Below are 16,764 nucleotides of genomic sequence, written 5' to 3'. Positions count from 1 at the left end.
TTGGAATCATTTTTTGTATGTCTGAAGAGTTGAGAAAGGCGGCGCTCGATTATCATCGATCCCCCAAACCCGGCAAGCTTGAAATCAAATCAACCAAACCAATGGCCAATCAGCATGATCTGGCCTTGGCCTATTCACCTGGTGTTGCTGCTGCCTGTGAAGAGATTGCTGAGGATCCCAATCGTGCCGCTGACTATACTGCCAGAGGCAATCTGGTTGCGGTAATCACCAATGGCACGGCTGTATTGGGCCTGGGGGCAATCGGCAGTCTGGCATCGAAGCCGGTGATGGAGGGTAAGGCGGTACTGTTCAAACAGTTCGCCGACATTGACGTATTCGACATTGAGGTCGATGAGCTGGATCCCCATCAGTTTATCGAGACTGTTGCCCGCCTTGAACCCAGCTTTGGCGGCATCAATTTGGAAGATATCAAAGCGCCGGAGTGTTTCATCATTGAAAAGGCACTCAAGGAGCGGATGAATATCCCTGTCTTTCATGATGATCAACATGGTACCGCCATCGTTGTCTGTGCTGCCATTCTGAACGGCCTGAAGGTGGTCGGTAAGGATATCGGTGATATCAGACTGGTTACCGCCGGTGCCGGTGCGGCCGCTTTGGCTTGCCTGGGACTGCTGGTGGAACTGGGTCTGAAAAAGGAAAACATCATCGTTACCGATATTGCCGGTGTAGTCTATCAGGGCCGCAGTGAGGAGATGGACCCCTATAAGTCGGAGTATGCCGTCGATACCGAGCTCCGCACCCTGGAGCAGGCTCTGGATGGTGCCGATCTGTTTCTCGGTCTCTCTGCGGCAGGGGTCTTGAAAGCCGACTGGTTGCCGAAGATGGCGCCCAATCCTTTGATCATGGCGCTGGCCAATCCCACACCTGAAATATTGCCTGAAGAAGCGAAACGGGTTCGACCCGATGCAATTCTGGCGACTGGGCGGACCGACTACCCGAATCAGGTGAACAATGTCCTCTGTTTTCCCTTTCTCTTCAGAGGGGCGCTGGATGTGGGGGCAACAGAGATCAACAGCGCCATGAAGATGGCTTGTGTAAAGGCGATTGCCGAGATGGCCCAGGCCGAATCCTCGGATGTGGTTCGATCGGCCTATGGTGGACAATCCTTGCAGTTCGGTCCGGAGTATCTGATTCCCAAACCCTTTGATCAACGGCTGATGGTCTCTGTTCCATGTGCCGTTGCCACGGCGGCTATGGAGTCCGGTGTGGCACTGAGACCGATCGAAGATCTGGATAGCTATCGTGCCCGTTTACAACATCGGGTGTTTCGCACCAGTCTGACCATGCGTCCTCTGTTTGAGCGTGCTCGGGCGGATATCCGGCGTATTGTTTACGCGGAGGGCGAAGAAGAGCGGGTGCTGGAGGTGGCGCAGCAGGCGGTCGACCAGGGTATCGCCAGGCCGGTACTGATTGGACGTCGCAAAGTGATACTGCAACGGATTGAGCAGTTGGGCCTGCGCCTGACTGAGAACAGTGATTTTGAAATAGTCGATCAACTCGATAATCCAAACTTTGAGCTGCATGCCAAAACCTTCTTCGATATGGTTCAAAGGCGAGGGTTTTCACCGAAAGAGGCAAGGAAATATCTGAATCGAAATCCGACAGTATTGGCTGCGATAATGCTATCTATAGGTGAAGTTGACGCAATGATTTGTGGTACGGTTGGTCGTTATCGCAAGCATCTTCGAAATGTCACAGAAATCATTGGTACCGAAACTGGCGTAAATAAGCTATCTTCCATGAATGCTCTGGTTTTGCATTCAGGCACTCTGTTCATGGCGGATACCTACGTGCAGGAAGATCCCTCTGCGGAGGATCTGGCAGAGATTGTATCTCTGTGTGCAGAAGAGGTGCTATGGTTCGGTGTACAGCCCAAAGTAGCACTGGTCTCACATTCAAATTTCGGCAGTCACGACTCACCTTCTGCCGGAAAAATGCAACGTGTGCTTGAGCTGGTCCGACAGCGTATGCCTGATCTTGAAATCGAAGGTGAGATGCATGCTGATCTGGCACTCTCGGAAGAGTTGCGCAGCAGCCGCTTTCCCAATTCGCGTTTGAAAGACAGTGCAAATCTGTTGGTGATGCCGAATCAGGATGCGGCGAATATCGCCTTCAATATGTTGAAAGTTTTGGGTGAAGGAATCGCCATCGGCCCGATCCTGATCGGCACGGCCAAGTCAGCTCACATTGTAACGCCGAGTATCAGCGTTCGCGGACTTCTGAATATGACCGCCCTGGCGTCTGTGCGAGCCAGTTGCATGATGAAGCGTGATTGACTATGGATGTTGATCTAAACCAGTTGCAGGTTTGCTGGTTGGTAATCGGATTACAATGAATTGTTAACAGAACCTAGTCCCCCATCGTTTATTTTGAATTTTATTTGGAATACGACACTATGCTAGACACGAAACCAAGACCTGTGTTTCTTAATCTTTTTAAAATACGTCTGCCTATGGCAGGCATCATGTCAATCATTCACCGGGCAACCGGTGTGGTCATGGTGCTCTGCATTCCCTTGTTGATCTATCTGTTTGATCTCTCCCTTTCGGGGGCGGATGGGTTTGCAGCGGTGAAAGCCATACTCGGCATGGGACTGGTCAAATTGATTCTGTTTCTGATGTTGTGGGCATTGATGCACCATCTGTTGGCAGGTATCCGTTACCTTTTGATCGACATCGATATCGGTGTTGAAAAGCCGCTGTTTCGTCAGACTGCCCTGGCGGTCACGGTGGCTGCTCCGGTAGTGGCGCTGATTCTGCTGGGAGGTCTGCTATGAGTCGTCGAGCAAGCGGATTGAAAGCCTGGTTTCTACAGCGTGCCAGTGCCATCTATCTGATACTGTTTTTCCTCTATATGCTGCTTCATTTCATTGCCGATGCGCCAGCGGATCATGCGGCCTGGCAGAGCTGGGTGGCTCAGCCCCTGGTGGGATTCGGACTGCTGCTGTTCTTTGCCTCACTATTACTTCATGCCTGGGTCGGGATACGTGATGTGGTGATCGACTACGTTCATCCAACAGCGATTCGTGTCTCAGTACTGACCGCGATCGGCTTTGTACTTATCGGCTGCGCACTTTGGGTGCTGCAGGTCATCATTCTCGCGCACGTCGCCTGAACAGAAAGGGTTACTCATACATGGCACTTGATAAACAACGATTCGATACACTCATTCTGGGCGCCGGTGGCGCTGGTCTGAATGCAGCGCTTCAATTGGCCAATGCAAATCTGAAGGTGGCCGTTGTATCCAAGGTCTTTCCTACCCGTTCCCATACGGTGGCTGCCCAAGGTGGTGTAAATGCCGCTTTGGCCAATGTATTGCCGGACAACTGGCACTGGCATATGTTCGATACTGTGAAGGGGTCGGACTACCTGGGGGATCAGGACGCCATTGAGTACATGTGCCGTGAAGCGATACCCACTGTGTATGAACTCGAACACAACGGTGTGCCATTCTCCAGGCTGCCCAATGGCAAGATCTATCAACGGGCGTTTGGCGGGCAGAGTCAGAACTTCGGTGGGGATCAGGCGGCGCGAACCTGTGCTGCTGCCGACCGTACCGGTCATGCCATACTGCATACCCTCTACCAACAGAACATTCGCGCTAAAACCCACTTCTATGATGAATACTTCGCAGTCGATCTGATCAAGGATGAAGAGGGGGTCGTGCTGGGTGCACTGGTGTTGAATATTGCCACCGGTGAACCGCTGCTGATCGAGTCGAAGACAACCCTGCTTGCCACCGGTGGCTGCGGACAGGTTTTTCGCACTACCAGTAACGCACACATTAACACAGGTGATGGCATGGCGATGGCACTGCGTGCCGGGTTGCCACTGATGGATATGGAGTTCTTCCAATTTCACCCAACCGGCATTGCCGGCAAGGGGATGTTGATCACGGAGGGTGTTCGCGGTGAGGGCGGCTATCTGATCAATAAGGATGGGGAGCGCTTCATGGAGAAATACGCCCCGAATGCGAAAGATCTGGCCAGTCGTGACGTGGTCGCGCGTTCCATCGTTACCGAAGTGAGAGAAGGCCGTGGCTGTGGTCTGGACGGTGATCATGTCATGCTCAAGGTGGATCACCTTGGCGAAGATGTAATCGCCAAACGTCTGCCCGGTATACGCGAAAGCTCCAAGATCTTTGCCGGTGTCGATCCGGTACAGGATCCAATTCCGGTCTTTCCAACCGCGCACTATGTGATGGGCGGCATACCCACCGACCGTTTCGGTCGGGTGATGCCAACCGCCAGTGATGATGGCGATCCGCTGCCCGGCTTATACGCTGCCGGTGAATGTGCCTGTGCTTCCGTGCATGGCGCCAACCGTCTGGGTGGCAATTCACTGCTCGATATTCTGGTATTCGGTCGTCTGGCGGGACACAACATCATTGAATATGTAAAGCAGAACAGTGCACATCGCCCACTGTCTGATGACAGTGTTGCTCAAAGCGTAGACAGACTGGAAAGATGGGACGTCAAAGGCGAGGGTATCACCGTCAGTGAACTGCGTAAGGAGTTCCGCAAGACCATGGAGGATCATGCTGGTGTATTCAGGGTTGAGGATATGATGGCTGATGGTGTCGAGAAGGTGAAAGCGATTCGGGACAAGCTCAAGGATGTGCGCCTGACAGACCACTCCGCCACCTTCAATACCAACCGAACCGAGGCGCTTGAGTTGGAGAACCTGATCGATGTGGGATTGTCGATTGCAGTCTCCGCACTGCACCGCAAAGAGAGTCGGGGTGCCCACTCCAGACCCGATTTTCCGAAACGGGAAGATGGTGAATGGATGAAGCACACTTTGTACTGGAAAGAGGGCGATAAGCTGGAGTACAAGGGTGTGCGATCTCAACCGCTGACCGTGGAGAGTTTTCCACCGAAAGAGCGTGTCTACTGATTGAGTTCGTTTTGACAACAGTGTTGCGTGCGGTTCAATCCGCAGCAGCCAAATCAGAACGCAAACAAGAGATGAGGTTTGAATATGAAAGTCAGCGTATATCGCTACAATCCTGAAACTGACAACGAACCCTACATGCAGGAGTTCGAAATTGAACCCCGTCAAGGCATGATGTTGCGCGATGCCCTGTTGGCGGTTCAGGACCAGGATGAGTCCTTTACCTTCAGGCACTCCTGCGGTGAAGGTGTGTGTGGCTCTGATGGGGTGAACGTCAATGGCAGTAATAAGCTGGCCTGTATCACACCCATGAGTGAATTGAAGGAGCCGGTCGAGGTCAGGCCTTTTCCCGGTCGTCCGGTGATCCGCGACCTGGTTGTGGATATGAGTCAGTTCTATGCTCAATACAAACAGGTCGACCCCTGGTTGATCCGCAAAGAGCCAATGCCGGAACAGGAAATTCTGCAATCTCCGGAAGACCGGGATAAACTGGATGGGCTCTACGAATGCATCATGTGCGGTTGCTGCTCCACCTCATGTCCTTCGTTCTGGTGGAACCCGGATAAATTCCTTGGCCCTCAGGCACTGTTGAGCGCCTGCCGTTTTCTGGCGGACAGTCGGGATCAGGCCAAAGAGGAGCGCTTGGATAATCTCGAAGGGCCGTACAAACTGTTCCGTTGTCACACCATCATGAACTGTGTCGAGTCCTGTCCAAAAAATCTCAATCCCACCAAAGCGATTGGCCACATCAAAGCGATCATGTTGAAAGACGCGATTTGAGTTTCAATGGTGCAATGTGATTGACGAAGGTGAGTTGAAAAATCTGGATCGCTTACGCTGGCAGTGCCGGCGTGGCATGCTGGAGTTGGATGTGTTGCTGGAAGCTTTTCTTGAGCAGCACTATTCAGAGTTGCCGACACGTATGCAACGGCATTTCATTCAGCTGCTGGAGTTTCCCGATCCGATCATTCATGCCTGGTGTGTCGGTGGTGAAAAGCCTGATGATGAGGAGTTTGCTGAATTGGTCGCCTCAATCCGGGCAACTTCTGTCGCCTGATTTCCAGTGGGCGAGTAGCAACAGTCCCGCCTGATTTTTACCGCTCTGGGCCCCAGCAACGGTTTGCGGCTACGATTCACCGAGAGGTTCAAGCTCTCTACCGATCCATGCCGTCGAGTTTCATCAGGATGTTCACCAGGGTGTTGGAGAGTTTGAACATCTCAGTCATGGCATTTTCCATACCGGCTCGGTCACCCGCAACCTTACACGCCAATGCCTGTTTGCTGGCAAGATGAAAGCACTCATGTGGATCGAGTAGTTGATCAAAGGTTTCACGGGCCTGCGTACTGATCGCGGATGATTCTATGGGCCCGTCACGATCCAGCCAGAGACCCAGTTTACAACTATGGTGGTCAGTTCCCTGGAAATCCCCTTTATCTTCCAATGTGGCTTTGATTTTACCCAGATATTGCACATGATCATTCATGCGCCTTAAAAAAAATGCACTTTCGTTCATCGTTCCCTGCCTCTGGTCAGATGCTTTGACCAATAGATGCTGTAGGCCTGATTTCCCGATGTAATCCTGATTCTGACATCAGGAAAGATTAAAATTTATGGGGCTAATCGTCTTTCTCGCTATCTCCTGTGCAACCTCAACTACTCAATTCATGTTCTGTGACTTTTACTCCTCCAATCCTGGATCCAATGAATAGAGCAGGGCTTCGAGAAGTATCGAGACATCTTTTTTAATCCGTGCATCGATATCGAATACCGGAATCTTCACACCACTGTTTTCCAGTTGCAGGTGATAGTCTTCAATTCTCGGTGTATCGGCCTGATCCATTTGGGTGACCCCAATCACCACTTTTCCCTGTTTAATGAACGCCTGGAAGGCGTTCAGAAAAAAATGCAGATCACCAAAGGGGTCGGGTCTCTGGTTGTTGATCAACAACACCAGACCGATCCCGCCATTGGTCAGGATCTCCCACATGAAGTCGAAACGCTCCTGGCCAGGGGTACCATAGAGGTGGATGCGTTCTGTGCCCGGTAACTTGATCAGACCGTAGTCCATCGCCACCGTGGTGCCGTTTTTCATTTTACGGGTCATGTCACTGGCCTGTTCATCCGTTGTCACAGGCAGGATATCGCTGATCGACTGGATGGCTGTGGTTTTGCCCGCACCGACGGGACCGCTGAAGATGATCTTGTAGTCACTCATGATGAATCCTTTTACCCTCTCAGTCGGCTCAGTAGTTTGCTGAACAGCCCTCTGTTTTCAGCCTGCTTTATCGCAGGAGGCTCAAGTAGGGTATCCACGGCCCGTCTTGTTTCGCCAGCCAGTTGAACCGCATTCGCTGCGCTGTAGAAGGCAAAAACATAACGTTGCGGAATACCGAGACTTTTTGCTGTATCGATCAGGGAGCGTGGCTGTCTGGTCCAGAGAGCTGCGATGGCCAGCGCATGTGGCGTCACCACAAGGCGGCTGAAATTTGGCCAACGTCGCAGATAGATCGGTTGAGTGAGGTTGGTGCCCGAGGGTAACCGGCCTCGTGATGCCCAGAGCGCCAATTGCCAGATAAAGGCGTAGATAGAGTATTCCCGCCGGCCAGTGGCTGATTTGTGTTGTTCATGAAACTGCAATTCAACTTCACGGGTTGCATCAGGAACCGTGCAGAAAGGGCGCAGATGTTTCTCTCCCGCATCCACCATGACCTGCTGTTTGGCGATGATCATATCAATCGCGGGCCACGGGCCTTCGATGGTGACATTTTTGTTGTACCGGGTTGCCTGATTCAATGCTTGTTGTACGTGTCCTTGCAGATAGTGTTGAGGGTCGTAATAGATCTTTGCCAGCTGCGCCTGATTGTCTGGATCGATGTCCGGTGAGGTACCGATGAACACCTTCTCCTGGGCTTCTGTCATCAATGAGGCCACTTTTTGGGTTACCGAGCTTACTGAGTGTCGGGGATGTTGAGGTTCTGATGGTGTTGTTTCGGCATTCTGCGCAGCTTCGATTTTTTGCTCCGCAGCTCTGTTGTTGAGTATCTGGCTTAACTGGTCGATTGCGCTCATCAGTTGGATGACCGGGATCGGCTTTTTTACGAACAGTGTGTGTCCGTTCTCCACTTGCCTGGGTTTCAGCGATGCCAGAATCAACGGGCGGTCTGGGTGACGTAGACGGAACTCCTGCCAAAGGCGTTCGCCACCAAACAGATCCAGGTCGATAATACAGATTTCCGAAGAGTCCTCTTCCACCAGGATATATCGGTTGCGACAATGGTTGCCGAACAGCATCACCAAGGCGTTACGCTGGCGTTGATCCATGCCGATTGCCGCTACTCTTATCGGGGAGACTTGCGGATCACTCATGACAGTTCCCTATGGACTGGATTGGTCGATGTGTTTGATTCGTGCTGCAGCTGTCCTACAGAGGCAGTTGGGTGGGTGGAGGTGGCCTGATCGTTAATCGGAGAGCGAACTGAGGGCAAAGAGAGTGCCTTATCCGCAGGCGAATGATGATACGAATTGGTTTGATCGTGTTGTCCGTTCAGCTGGTCCATGCCATTGCCGTTCCGTGTTGAATAGGTCTACAGGTAACGATGCGGTAACCGGTTCAACGCATCGACAACATACCCGGCATCCGAGGTGTTAGGTCTCACTTTAGCTGATCACTGTTTATTAAATCAGTGGCTCAGTTTTCCCTTCCTCTCTCTTGAAAGCTATCGTTCAGGGGGGCAATCTCTTTAGTCTTCACATTCCTTAAAAAGGCGGTTTACAGGATTGAGTCCGGCAACTTGAGCCAATGCAGCAGCTGTTGATCCTTGCAGAGTGGAAACCAGATGCGATGCTGTTTACCGCTACCATCCCCGTGCCTTGCCGAGAGCCTGTAGTGGAGCAACACCCCCTCACCCTGATAGCCGTACTGTTGAACGGCATACATGTCATCGGGCAGGTCCCGGTATTTGATCGTGGTTACTTTGACGATGGCCTCCATGGGGATCGAGGTGGCCACGGAATGGCCGACGCTTTGCACCATGAGCGTTCTGTTTTCCGGCTGTTGGAGATCGGATTCGATGCAGATCCGGTAGCCATACCCCAGGTACATGACCAGATAGGTTAGCGCAAAAAGGGTGATAAAACTCCAAGAGCGTATTGCCGTATCTCCCTCTGGAGCAGTGACCGCTTGCATAAACAGTGGTAGAAGCAGCAGGGTGAACAAGACGGCAATGACGAGAGCAACCAGCATGCAAAAGCTGTGTGTGGATTTTACATGGCAGCAAAACTCACTTTTTGAAAACAACAAAATATCTCCTGTAAATCGATAATTGGAGCCAGGTCCTACAGGACTGGATTAATAATACGGCCCTGAAACCAAGTGGCTCCAGTGTGCCAACCCCGAATCATTACCCAGACAGAGGAGCTGTCGGATTTTATCTCCGGGGTGAATCAGTGTTTCTCCGGCAGTTGATACTGACGGACCGTGAATCCACCCCGGATTCGGGTTAAACTTCCCCCTTTAATCGGTTGGTTACAGAGCGATAGGTTATGTCATATCAGGTACTCGCCCGCAAATGGAGACCGCAGTTGTTCGGCCAGTTGGTCGGTCAGCAGCATGTGGTGACTGCGTTGAACAACGCCCTGGAGCGCGAGCGTTTGCATCATGCTTATCTGTTCACCGGTACCCGGGGAGTGGGGAAGACGACCCTGGCCAGGATTTTTGCCAAGTCGCTGAATTGTGAAAAAGGGATCAGTGCAGTGCCCTGCGGTGTCTGCGATGCCTGTCGAGAGATCGATGAGGGGCGGTTTGTAGACCTGCTGGAGGTGGATGCGGCCTCCCGGACCAAGGTCGATCAGACCAGGGAGCTGCTGGAAAATGTGCCTTATGCCCCGGTAAGGGGGCGCTACAAAGTTTACCTGATCGATGAAGTTCATATGTTTTCGGCCAGTAGTTTCAATGCCTTATTGAAAACTCTTGAAGAGCCGCCTCCGCATGTGAAATTCATACTGGCAACCACTGATCCACAGAAGGTGCCGGTTACCGTGCTCTCCCGTTGCCTGCAGTTCAATCTGAAACGCCTCAGTCGGGAACAGATTGAAGGTCAACTGCGCCACATCCTCGGGGAAGAGAAGATTCCGTTTGACGAGGAATCACTCAGCCTGTTGGCCAGAGGGGCAGATGGCAGTATGCGTGACGGCCTCAGTCTGCTGGACCAGGCCATCGCCTTTGGTGGTGGTGAAGTGCGGGGTGAAGCGGTCAAATCGATGATCGGCGTGATCGGATCCGATCGTATCTACGGATTGGTTGAGGCTTTGGTGGCTGGTGAAGGCGCCGGTCTGCTCGACCGAGTGTCGGAGATGGCTGAGATGGCGGTGGACTTCAGCCAGGCCCTGCAGGAGCTGCTGGCCATGCTGCACCAGATCGCGTTGCTGCAGTTGGTCTCGGGTTATCAGCCCGACGATGGCTATGACATGGAGCGATTGAAAGATTTTTCCGAAGCCCTGGCGGCGGAAGATGTACAGCTCTACTATCAGGTTGGCTTGATGGGGCAGCAGGAGTTGAGTCTTGCCCCCGACCCTCGCAGTGGTTTCGAAATGGTATTATTGAGAATGCTCGCTTTTCGTCCGGAGCAGGGTGGTGGCAGCGTCACACAACCAAGCGGTAGTGGCAATCGGGCCTCACGTCAGTCTGCACCAAGAACAAAACCGCAAGTGCCAAACAAGAGCGCACCGTCAGCCGTAGCAAAACCGGCACAGGCCGCTGCTCCAGCAGAACTGGCCAAGCCGGTGGCCAAAGTGACCGACCCATCCGATTGGGAGGCCTTTTGCGCCGCCCTGCAATTGGGAGGGATCACGCGTCAGTTGGCGCAGAACTGCACATTTGGCAGCTGGGACGGTAAGACACTGAATCTGACCCTCGATACGTCGAGGCGCCAGCTTCGGGTTGGGCAGTCTGAAATGCGCCTGCTGGAAGGGATAAGGAAACAGCTCGGCGAGTCGGTACAGCTGTCGATTACCGAAGCGGTCCCGCAGCAGGAGACGCCGGCCATGCGCGAGAAGCGTGAGCTCGAAGAGCGGCAGGCTGAAGCGGAAACGAGCATGGCGGTAGACCCGATGGTGAAAGAGATGGAGGAGCGGTTTGGGGCAAAATTGATGCCGGAGTCGATTCGTCCTGTGGATGATTCTGCCAGTTGATGCAGCTTATGCTCCGTCAGAGTTATGTTTTATAACTATCTGTTTTATAGTTATATGAATGTTGTTTTAAAGTGATTTGTTAAATTGATTTCAGGTGCCATCAGAAGCTCAGGCGTCTGGGGTTGGCCATGAATATGAGGTGTTCGACATGAAAGGCGGTATTGGTAATTTAATGAAGCAGGCGCAAAAGATGCAGGCTGAAATGCAGCAGGCACAAGAGAAGCTGGCGCAGGAAGAGGTGACTGGCGAGTCTGGGGGTGGGCTGGTCAAAGTGACCATGAACGGTAAACATGAGGTGCGCCGTGTCGAGATCGATGAGAGTCTGATGGGTGATGATAAAGAGATGCTTGAGGACCTGGTGGCTGCGGCAGTGAATGATGCAGCTCAGCGGGTCAGTCACAAGATGCAGGAGAGTATGTCCGGTCTGACTGCCGGACTGGGTCTGCCTCCTGGTATGAAACTGCCTTTCTGATTCAATCATCCATGCTGATCAATCGCTGTCGGCTCTCTCTAACGGGCTCAACTCTCTGCTGCAGGCCTGCCGATGCCTAATACAGCGCTGCTCGACCAACTGATGACCGCACTACGTTGTTTGCCGGGAGTTGGGGCTAAAAGTGCCCAGCGCATGGCCTACCATCTGCTGGAGCGGGACCGGGAAGGGGGCAGGGTACTCTCCCGGGTGCTGGTTGAGGCAATGGAGAGGATTGGTCACTGCAGCCAATGCAGAACTCTGAGCGAACAGGAGCTTTGCCAGCTCTGCGCTAACCCCAGGCGGGATCAGAGTCAGCTCTGTATCGTCGAGAATCCCGCCGATCAGGCGATCATCGAACAGGCTGCAGACTATCAAGGTGGTTATTTTGTCCTCGGTGGCCACCTCTCGCCTCTGGATGGGATCGGTCCCAAGGAGATCGGTCTGGATCTGTTGCAAGAGCGATTTTCCAGTGGTGGTGTCAAAGAGGTTATTCTGGCAACCAATCCCACGGTCGAGGGAGAGGCAACAGCACAATACATCCATGACATGGCCCAACAGTTCGGCATTCGCACAACCCGTATCGCTCAGGGCGTACCCATGGGGGGCGAGCTGGAATATGTTGATGGCGCAACCCTGGCCCACGCCATTCGAGGGCGATCGGAATTTTGAGGAGATATTATGAGTGACTGCTTATTCTGCAAATTTGTCAGTGGTGAAATATCCCCCCAGACCGTCTATGAGGACGATGATGTACTGGCCTTCAGGGATATCAATCCACAGGCCCCTTGTCATGTGCTGATCATACCGAAAAAGCATATTTCCACGCTGAATGACCTGACAGAGCAAGATGCCGAATTGGTGGGAAAACTCTATCTGGCGGCGGCCAAAGTGGCCAAGCAGGAGGGTATCGATGAAGCGGGATATCGCACCGTGATGAACTGCAACGAACAGGCCGGTCAGACCGTTTTTCATATCCACCTGCACCTGCTGGGCGGGCGGCGCATGAACTGGCCACCGGGTTGATCCGCCTGGCCTGAGCCTGTTACGAATCCAGTGAATACCAAGCTTGAATCCAGTTACCGGCTGTCGATTGACGGTATGTCATGCCAACGCTGTGTGGCGTCTGTGGAGAAGGCAGTCACCGCCTTGCCCGGGGTGAGTCGGGTGGTTGTCGATCTGCAAGGGGCTTCTGCTGCGATTACTGGTGGGAATGCGGATGAAGCCGTATCAGCGGTCAGGCAGGCGGGGTACGACGCGGAACTGATCAGCGAAGATGTTCCTTCGATCCCGGTCTCCCTGCCAGTGCTGCAACCTGTTCCAGCCGCACAGCGTCCTGTTGAAAAGATCGAGGGTGGTTATCAACTGGCTGTGCAGGATATGACTTGTGCCAGCTGCGTAGCGGCGGTTGAGCGGGCGATCCATGCCGTGCCCGGTGTCACTGAGGCTGCTGTCAATCTGGTGGAGAAGAGGGCGCAGGTTGTCGGAGGCTCACCCCAGGCAGTGGCTCAGGCGGTGATTGATCAGGGCTATGGCGCCTATCTGCTGGAGTCTCAGACTGACAGCAATCAACTGCAACTGGGCTTTCATGCGCTGGATCAGGTCACTCAACAAGTGGCGCTTGAGCAACTGTTTACCCGGCTGGATCCACAGGCAAGCTTTGAATTCAAAGATGCTCTGTGGCATCTGCAAACCTCACTGCACCCTGCTGATCTGCTGATCGAGCTTGAGCAACAGGGTTACCAGGCCAGCTTTAAAGAGACCTATGACGATCCCTATGCCGAGGAGGCTTCGGCTGCTGCGAAAGAGATCAGACGTTCCTGGCAGAGAGCCGCGCTGGCCGGGGTTGTCGGTATCGGTCTTATGGTGGCCGAAATGACAGGCAATACGACCCAGGTGACGGCGCCCGGCGGGCAGAGCTACTGGCTGGCGGTTGCCATCATCTGTTTCCTGGTGATGCGTTTCAGTGGCGGACACTACTATCTTGGCGCTCTGAAGCAGCTGAAACACCGCAGCGCCAACATGGATACCCTGATCGCATTGGGAACAGGCAGTGCCTGGCTCTCTTCGCTGGTTATCGTATTGCAGCCTGAAGGTATGGTCCTGCAAGGGGAGAAACTCTACTTCGATGCCTCGGTACTGATACTGGCTTTCCTGCAGCTGGGGCATGGTTTGGAGACTCGGGCCAAACGCACGACCAGTGAAGCTGTAGGCAGTCTGGTTGGACTGGCGCCGAAGCAGGCTGAAGTGGTGCGTGATCAGGGTTCGGCGACCATTCCGGTATCCCTATTGTCAATCGGTGACCTGATCCAGGTACGCCCGGGAGATAAAATTCCGATTGACGGTGAGGTGGTCGAGGGGATTTCAAGCGTCGATGAGGCGATGCTGACCGGTGAGTCACTACCGCAGAAGAAACAACCAGGGGATCCGCTGATCGGTGGAAGTGTCAACCGTTCCGGCCAGCTGCGTTTCAAAGTCACCCGCTTGGGAGAGGAGACTACCCTGGCCCATATCATCGCCATGGTTCGTCAGGCGCAGATGAGCAAACCCGAGATCGGCCGCCTGGTGGACAGGGTCTCAGCGGTCTTTGTTCCTGTTGTGGTGCTGATCGCCGTTGCGGCTTTTCTCGTCTGGCTGTTGGTGGGCCCAACCCCACCCCTCTCCTATGCACTGACCGCCGGTATCGCTGTCCTCGTGATTGCCTGTCCCTGTGCCTTGGGTCTGGCTACCCCCATCGCCATTATGGTGGGAACCAGCCGGGCCGCCCAGATGAATGTGCTGATTCGAAACAGTGACGGTCTGCAATCCGCCAGCAGACTGACCCATCTGGTGGTGGATAAAACCGGTACCCTCACTCAGGGAGCCCCGAAGGTCACCGATCTCCATGCTGAAAACCTGCCGGAAGCGGAGATGCTGGCCCTGGCAGGAGCTGTTGAGGCAGTCTCATCCCACCCGCTAGCGGAAGCGATTCTCGATCACCTCAGGCAGCAGGGTATCGTGATGCCTGAGGTGATCGATTTCCACAACCACGAGGGTCTGGGCGTTGAGGGGCGGGTTGCAGGGAAATTGGTTCAATTGGGTGGTAGTCAATATCTGAAACAGTTGAAGATCACCCCTTCGGAGCCGTTTCTGAATGTGGCGAATCAACAATCTGCCGAGGCGGGAAGTCTGGTCTGGGTGGTTGTGGAGGGACAGCTGAGTGGTTTGCTGGTACTTAGGGATCCCTTGCGAAGCGACTCGGCTGCTGCTGTAAAATCACTTCAAGATCAAGGTGTTGAGGTGATTATCTGTAGTGGTGACAATGACCGTGCTGTGGAAGCGGTTGCTGCGAGTCTTGGCATAAAGCAGGCTCACAGTGAGCTGCTGCCCGAACAGAAACTGGAGGTTGTGAAGTCTCTGCAGCAGCAGGGAAATCGTGTCGGCATGGTTGGGGATGGGGTGAACGACGCACCAGCCTTGGCACAGGCCGATACCGGATTTGCCATCGGTAGTGGCACTGATGTGGCGATCGAGCATGCGGATATCACCTTGGTTGGGGACTCACTGCTGAATGTCAGTACTGCAATCGGTATTTCTAGAGCAACCATAAGGAATATCAAGCAGAATCTTTTCGGTGCTTTTGTCTATAATATGATTGGTATACCTATGGCAGCCGGGCTGCTCTACCCTGTTACGGGCTGGCTGCTTCCACCTATGTTCGCCAGTGTGGCAATGGCAATGTCGTCAGTTACCGTGGTGATAAATGCCAATCGATTGAGATTTTATGGTCCTATGACAACAACCCTGAGAGTTACCGGTATGACCTGTCCCCACTGTGTCAATAATGTGCAGAAAGCGTTGTTGGAAGTACCCGGTGTGGATCGTGCTGAAGTTGCCTTGGAAGAGGCTACTGCGGTTGTGAGTGGCTCCGCAAAGGCAGCAACCCTGGTCCAGGCTGTCGTTGATGCCGGCTATGCTGCAGAGTCCGATTCTTAAGGTCTTTGGGATGCTCTGATGCAAGTCACCAACTCACCACTTGCCCTGCCTAACCTTGCGGTCTCTCTGGAACAGCAGAGAAACGCTGCTACGCAGCTGGTTCAAGCCTTGCCGTTGGCATCACAGGTTGGCGGGAGTGACGCCACCCTGCGCAGTGTGGAGAGTATCAAGCAGGCAGAACAGTTACTGCAACGCCGTCAGTCGGAGCAGCAACTCACTCGGATGAGAGATGATCCGCAGCATCAGAAGGCGGTATCGAGCTATCAGTCAGTACAGTCGGGTCAGGAACGGGATTATGTGAGTGAGGTGCTGGGCATCGATGTTTATGCCTAACCAGGACATCCCTGTCACCTGGTTAAGCCCTATCAGAGATCAAGTTGTCGCCGGTTGAATAGTCTCACGGATCTTATCGTGGGCCAGTATCTTGTCATCACTGCGGATCAAGTGCTCGATGATGTGTTCACCCCGCATCGCACGAGGATTGATACCGCTATCCTTCAATACTTCGTAACTCTCGAAAAAACGCTTCCAGGTTATCTTTCTTACCTGGAGTTTAGCGCGAATTTCCGGGTTGTTGGTTTCCAGGAAAAGGCGGTCAATCTGTTTCCATTCCTGATAACGATCCGGGTGTTCCATACCCAGTTTATTGAGTCGTAACTGGCACTCCTGATGAGTCAGCCCTGAGACCAGTTTGCTTTCCATGAACAGCAGTCCCTGACGTACCGTTGTGGTGGGTGGGCGGTTGTTCCACTCCTCTACTTTTACCGGATCACTGAAGATTTCACGTATCACATAGTGAGCCATGGTCTGGTTCATTTTGAATGAGTAGGGAATGTTGAAGTGCTTTAAAATGTCGACCTGTCGGCCATCGGGAGGGGAGAACAGACCAAGAATGTTCATCGCCTGACCCTTGGTGAGTTCCCGCTTCAAGCGGATATCCTTCTCTGCCAATTCGTTGAGCATGACTTCAGTTGCCGGTTCATTCTGCCAGGCTTCATCAGACTCACCCGGTAGACTTAAAGCGGTTTCAATCTGTTCTTGAAGTTCATCAACTTGATTCTGTTTAGCATTAGCTTTGGATTGGGTCTTTTTAAACATTAACAGTAGGGCGCCAATCATCATTACGGCAAATAAGCTAGCTATCTCCATGGGTAAACTCCCGAGGTTATTGATTATTGAGAGTTGAGTATAAGCAGATCGGCTGGCGCTATTGTGAG

At 53.2% G+C, this 16,764-nt stretch carries 17 protein-coding genes; 12 read left to right on the top strand and 5 right to left on the bottom strand.

Annotation, left to right across the window (positions count from 1 at the left end; translation table 11 throughout):
• Positions 1-17 precede the first annotated feature (17 nt).
• The 6 genes from AC4IE8_RS19615 (at position 18) to AC4IE8_RS19590 (ending at position 5,970) form a co-directional block, all read left to right on the top strand.
• Entirely contained in the window at positions 18-2,297 is a 2,280-nt protein-coding gene (locus AC4IE8_RS19615; protein ID WP_490791796.1) for an NADP-dependent malic enzyme, read from the top strand.
• 119 nt (positions 2,298-2,416) lie between these two features.
• Complete coding sequence (sdhC, locus tag AC4IE8_RS19610) at positions 2,417-2,797, top strand: succinate dehydrogenase, cytochrome b556 subunit (protein WP_490791795.1); 381 nt, start codon at positions 2,417-2,419, stop codon at positions 2,795-2,797.
• A complete protein-coding gene (gene sdhD, locus AC4IE8_RS19605; RefSeq protein ID WP_068995660.1) occupies positions 2,794-3,135 on the top strand; it encodes a succinate dehydrogenase, hydrophobic membrane anchor protein in 342 nt (113 codons plus the stop codon). The genes sdhC and sdhD overlap by 4 nt, the downstream gene beginning before the upstream one ends.
• Before the next feature lie 20 nt (positions 3,136-3,155).
• On the top strand, positions 3,156-4,916 hold the full coding sequence (sdhA, locus tag AC4IE8_RS19600; RefSeq protein ID WP_490791794.1) for a succinate dehydrogenase flavoprotein subunit: 1,761 nt from the start codon (positions 3,156-3,158) through the stop codon (positions 4,914-4,916).
• An 84-nt stretch (positions 4,917-5,000) separates the two neighbouring features.
• On the top strand, positions 5,001-5,693 hold the full coding sequence (locus AC4IE8_RS19595) for a succinate dehydrogenase iron-sulfur subunit (protein ID WP_068995662.1): 693 nt from the start codon (positions 5,001-5,003) through the stop codon (positions 5,691-5,693).
• 16 nt (positions 5,694-5,709) lie between these two features.
• A complete protein-coding gene (locus AC4IE8_RS19590; protein WP_490791793.1) occupies positions 5,710-5,970 on the top strand; it encodes an FAD assembly factor SdhE in 261 nt (86 codons plus the stop codon).
• 97 nt (positions 5,971-6,067) lie between these two features.
• Here the strand turns inward: AC4IE8_RS19590 and AC4IE8_RS19585 are convergent, their stop codons facing one another.
• The 4 genes from AC4IE8_RS19585 to AC4IE8_RS19570 all read right to left on the bottom strand — a co-directional run bounded on the left by AC4IE8_RS19585 (position 6,068) and on the right by AC4IE8_RS19570 (position 9,157).
• Complete coding sequence (locus AC4IE8_RS19585; protein ID WP_068995663.1) at positions 6,068-6,427, bottom strand: CZB domain-containing protein; 360 nt, start codon at positions 6,425-6,427, stop codon at positions 6,068-6,070.
• Positions 6,428-6,592: 165 nt separating this feature from the next.
• Positions 6,593-7,129 carry a GTP-binding protein gene (locus AC4IE8_RS19580; protein ID WP_068995664.1) on the bottom strand — a complete coding sequence of 179 codons (537 nt, stop codon included), beginning with the start codon at positions 7,127-7,129 and terminating at the stop codon, positions 6,593-6,595.
• Between the two features lie 11 nt (positions 7,130-7,140).
• Positions 7,141-8,280, bottom strand: a complete 1,140-nt coding sequence (locus AC4IE8_RS19575; RefSeq protein ID WP_490791792.1) for a hypothetical protein — start codon at positions 8,278-8,280, stop codon at positions 7,141-7,143.
• Positions 8,281-8,683: 403 nt separating this feature from the next.
• A complete protein-coding gene (locus AC4IE8_RS19570) occupies positions 8,684-9,157 on the bottom strand; it encodes a hypothetical protein (protein WP_490791791.1) in 474 nt (157 codons plus the stop codon).
• Between the two features lie 299 nt (positions 9,158-9,456).
• Between AC4IE8_RS19570 and dnaX the strand changes: the two genes are divergently transcribed.
• The 6 genes from dnaX (at position 9,457) to AC4IE8_RS19540 (ending at position 15,880) form a co-directional block, all read left to right on the top strand.
• Positions 9,457-11,103 carry a DNA polymerase III subunit gamma/tau gene (dnaX, locus tag AC4IE8_RS19565; RefSeq protein WP_490791790.1) on the top strand — a complete coding sequence of 549 codons (1,647 nt, stop codon included), beginning with the start codon at positions 9,457-9,459 and terminating at the stop codon, positions 11,101-11,103.
• Positions 11,104-11,251: 148 nt separating this feature from the next.
• Positions 11,252-11,575 (top strand): YbaB/EbfC family nucleoid-associated protein, encoded by a 324-nt coding sequence (locus AC4IE8_RS19560; RefSeq protein WP_068995668.1) that lies wholly within the window; start codon positions 11,252-11,254, stop codon positions 11,573-11,575.
• A 72-nt stretch (positions 11,576-11,647) separates the two neighbouring features.
• On the top strand, positions 11,648-12,244 hold the full coding sequence (gene recR, locus AC4IE8_RS19555) for a recombination mediator RecR (protein WP_068995669.1): 597 nt from the start codon (positions 11,648-11,650) through the stop codon (positions 12,242-12,244).
• Positions 12,245-12,253: 9 nt separating this feature from the next.
• Positions 12,254-12,598, top strand: coding sequence for a histidine triad nucleotide-binding protein (locus tag AC4IE8_RS19550; protein WP_068995670.1), 345 nt, complete (start codon positions 12,254-12,256; stop codon positions 12,596-12,598).
• Between the two features lie 30 nt (positions 12,599-12,628).
• Entirely contained in the window at positions 12,629-15,547 is a 2,919-nt protein-coding gene (locus AC4IE8_RS19545; RefSeq protein WP_490791789.1) for a heavy metal translocating P-type ATPase, read from the top strand.
• Between the two features lie 18 nt (positions 15,548-15,565).
• On the top strand, positions 15,566-15,880 hold the full coding sequence (locus AC4IE8_RS19540) for a hypothetical protein (protein WP_068995671.1): 315 nt from the start codon (positions 15,566-15,568) through the stop codon (positions 15,878-15,880).
• 39 nt (positions 15,881-15,919) lie between these two features.
• Here AC4IE8_RS19540 and AC4IE8_RS19535 read toward each other — a convergent pair whose 3' ends face one another.
• A complete protein-coding gene (locus AC4IE8_RS19535) occupies positions 15,920-16,696 on the bottom strand; it encodes a hypothetical protein (protein ID WP_490791788.1) in 777 nt (258 codons plus the stop codon).
• Between the last annotated feature and the right edge of the window lie 68 nt (positions 16,697-16,764).

It is taken from the genome of Candidatus Thiodiazotropha sp. AKAK2 (genome assembly GCF_058244685.1).
This window is presented reverse-complemented; position numbering and strand designations above follow the sequence as displayed.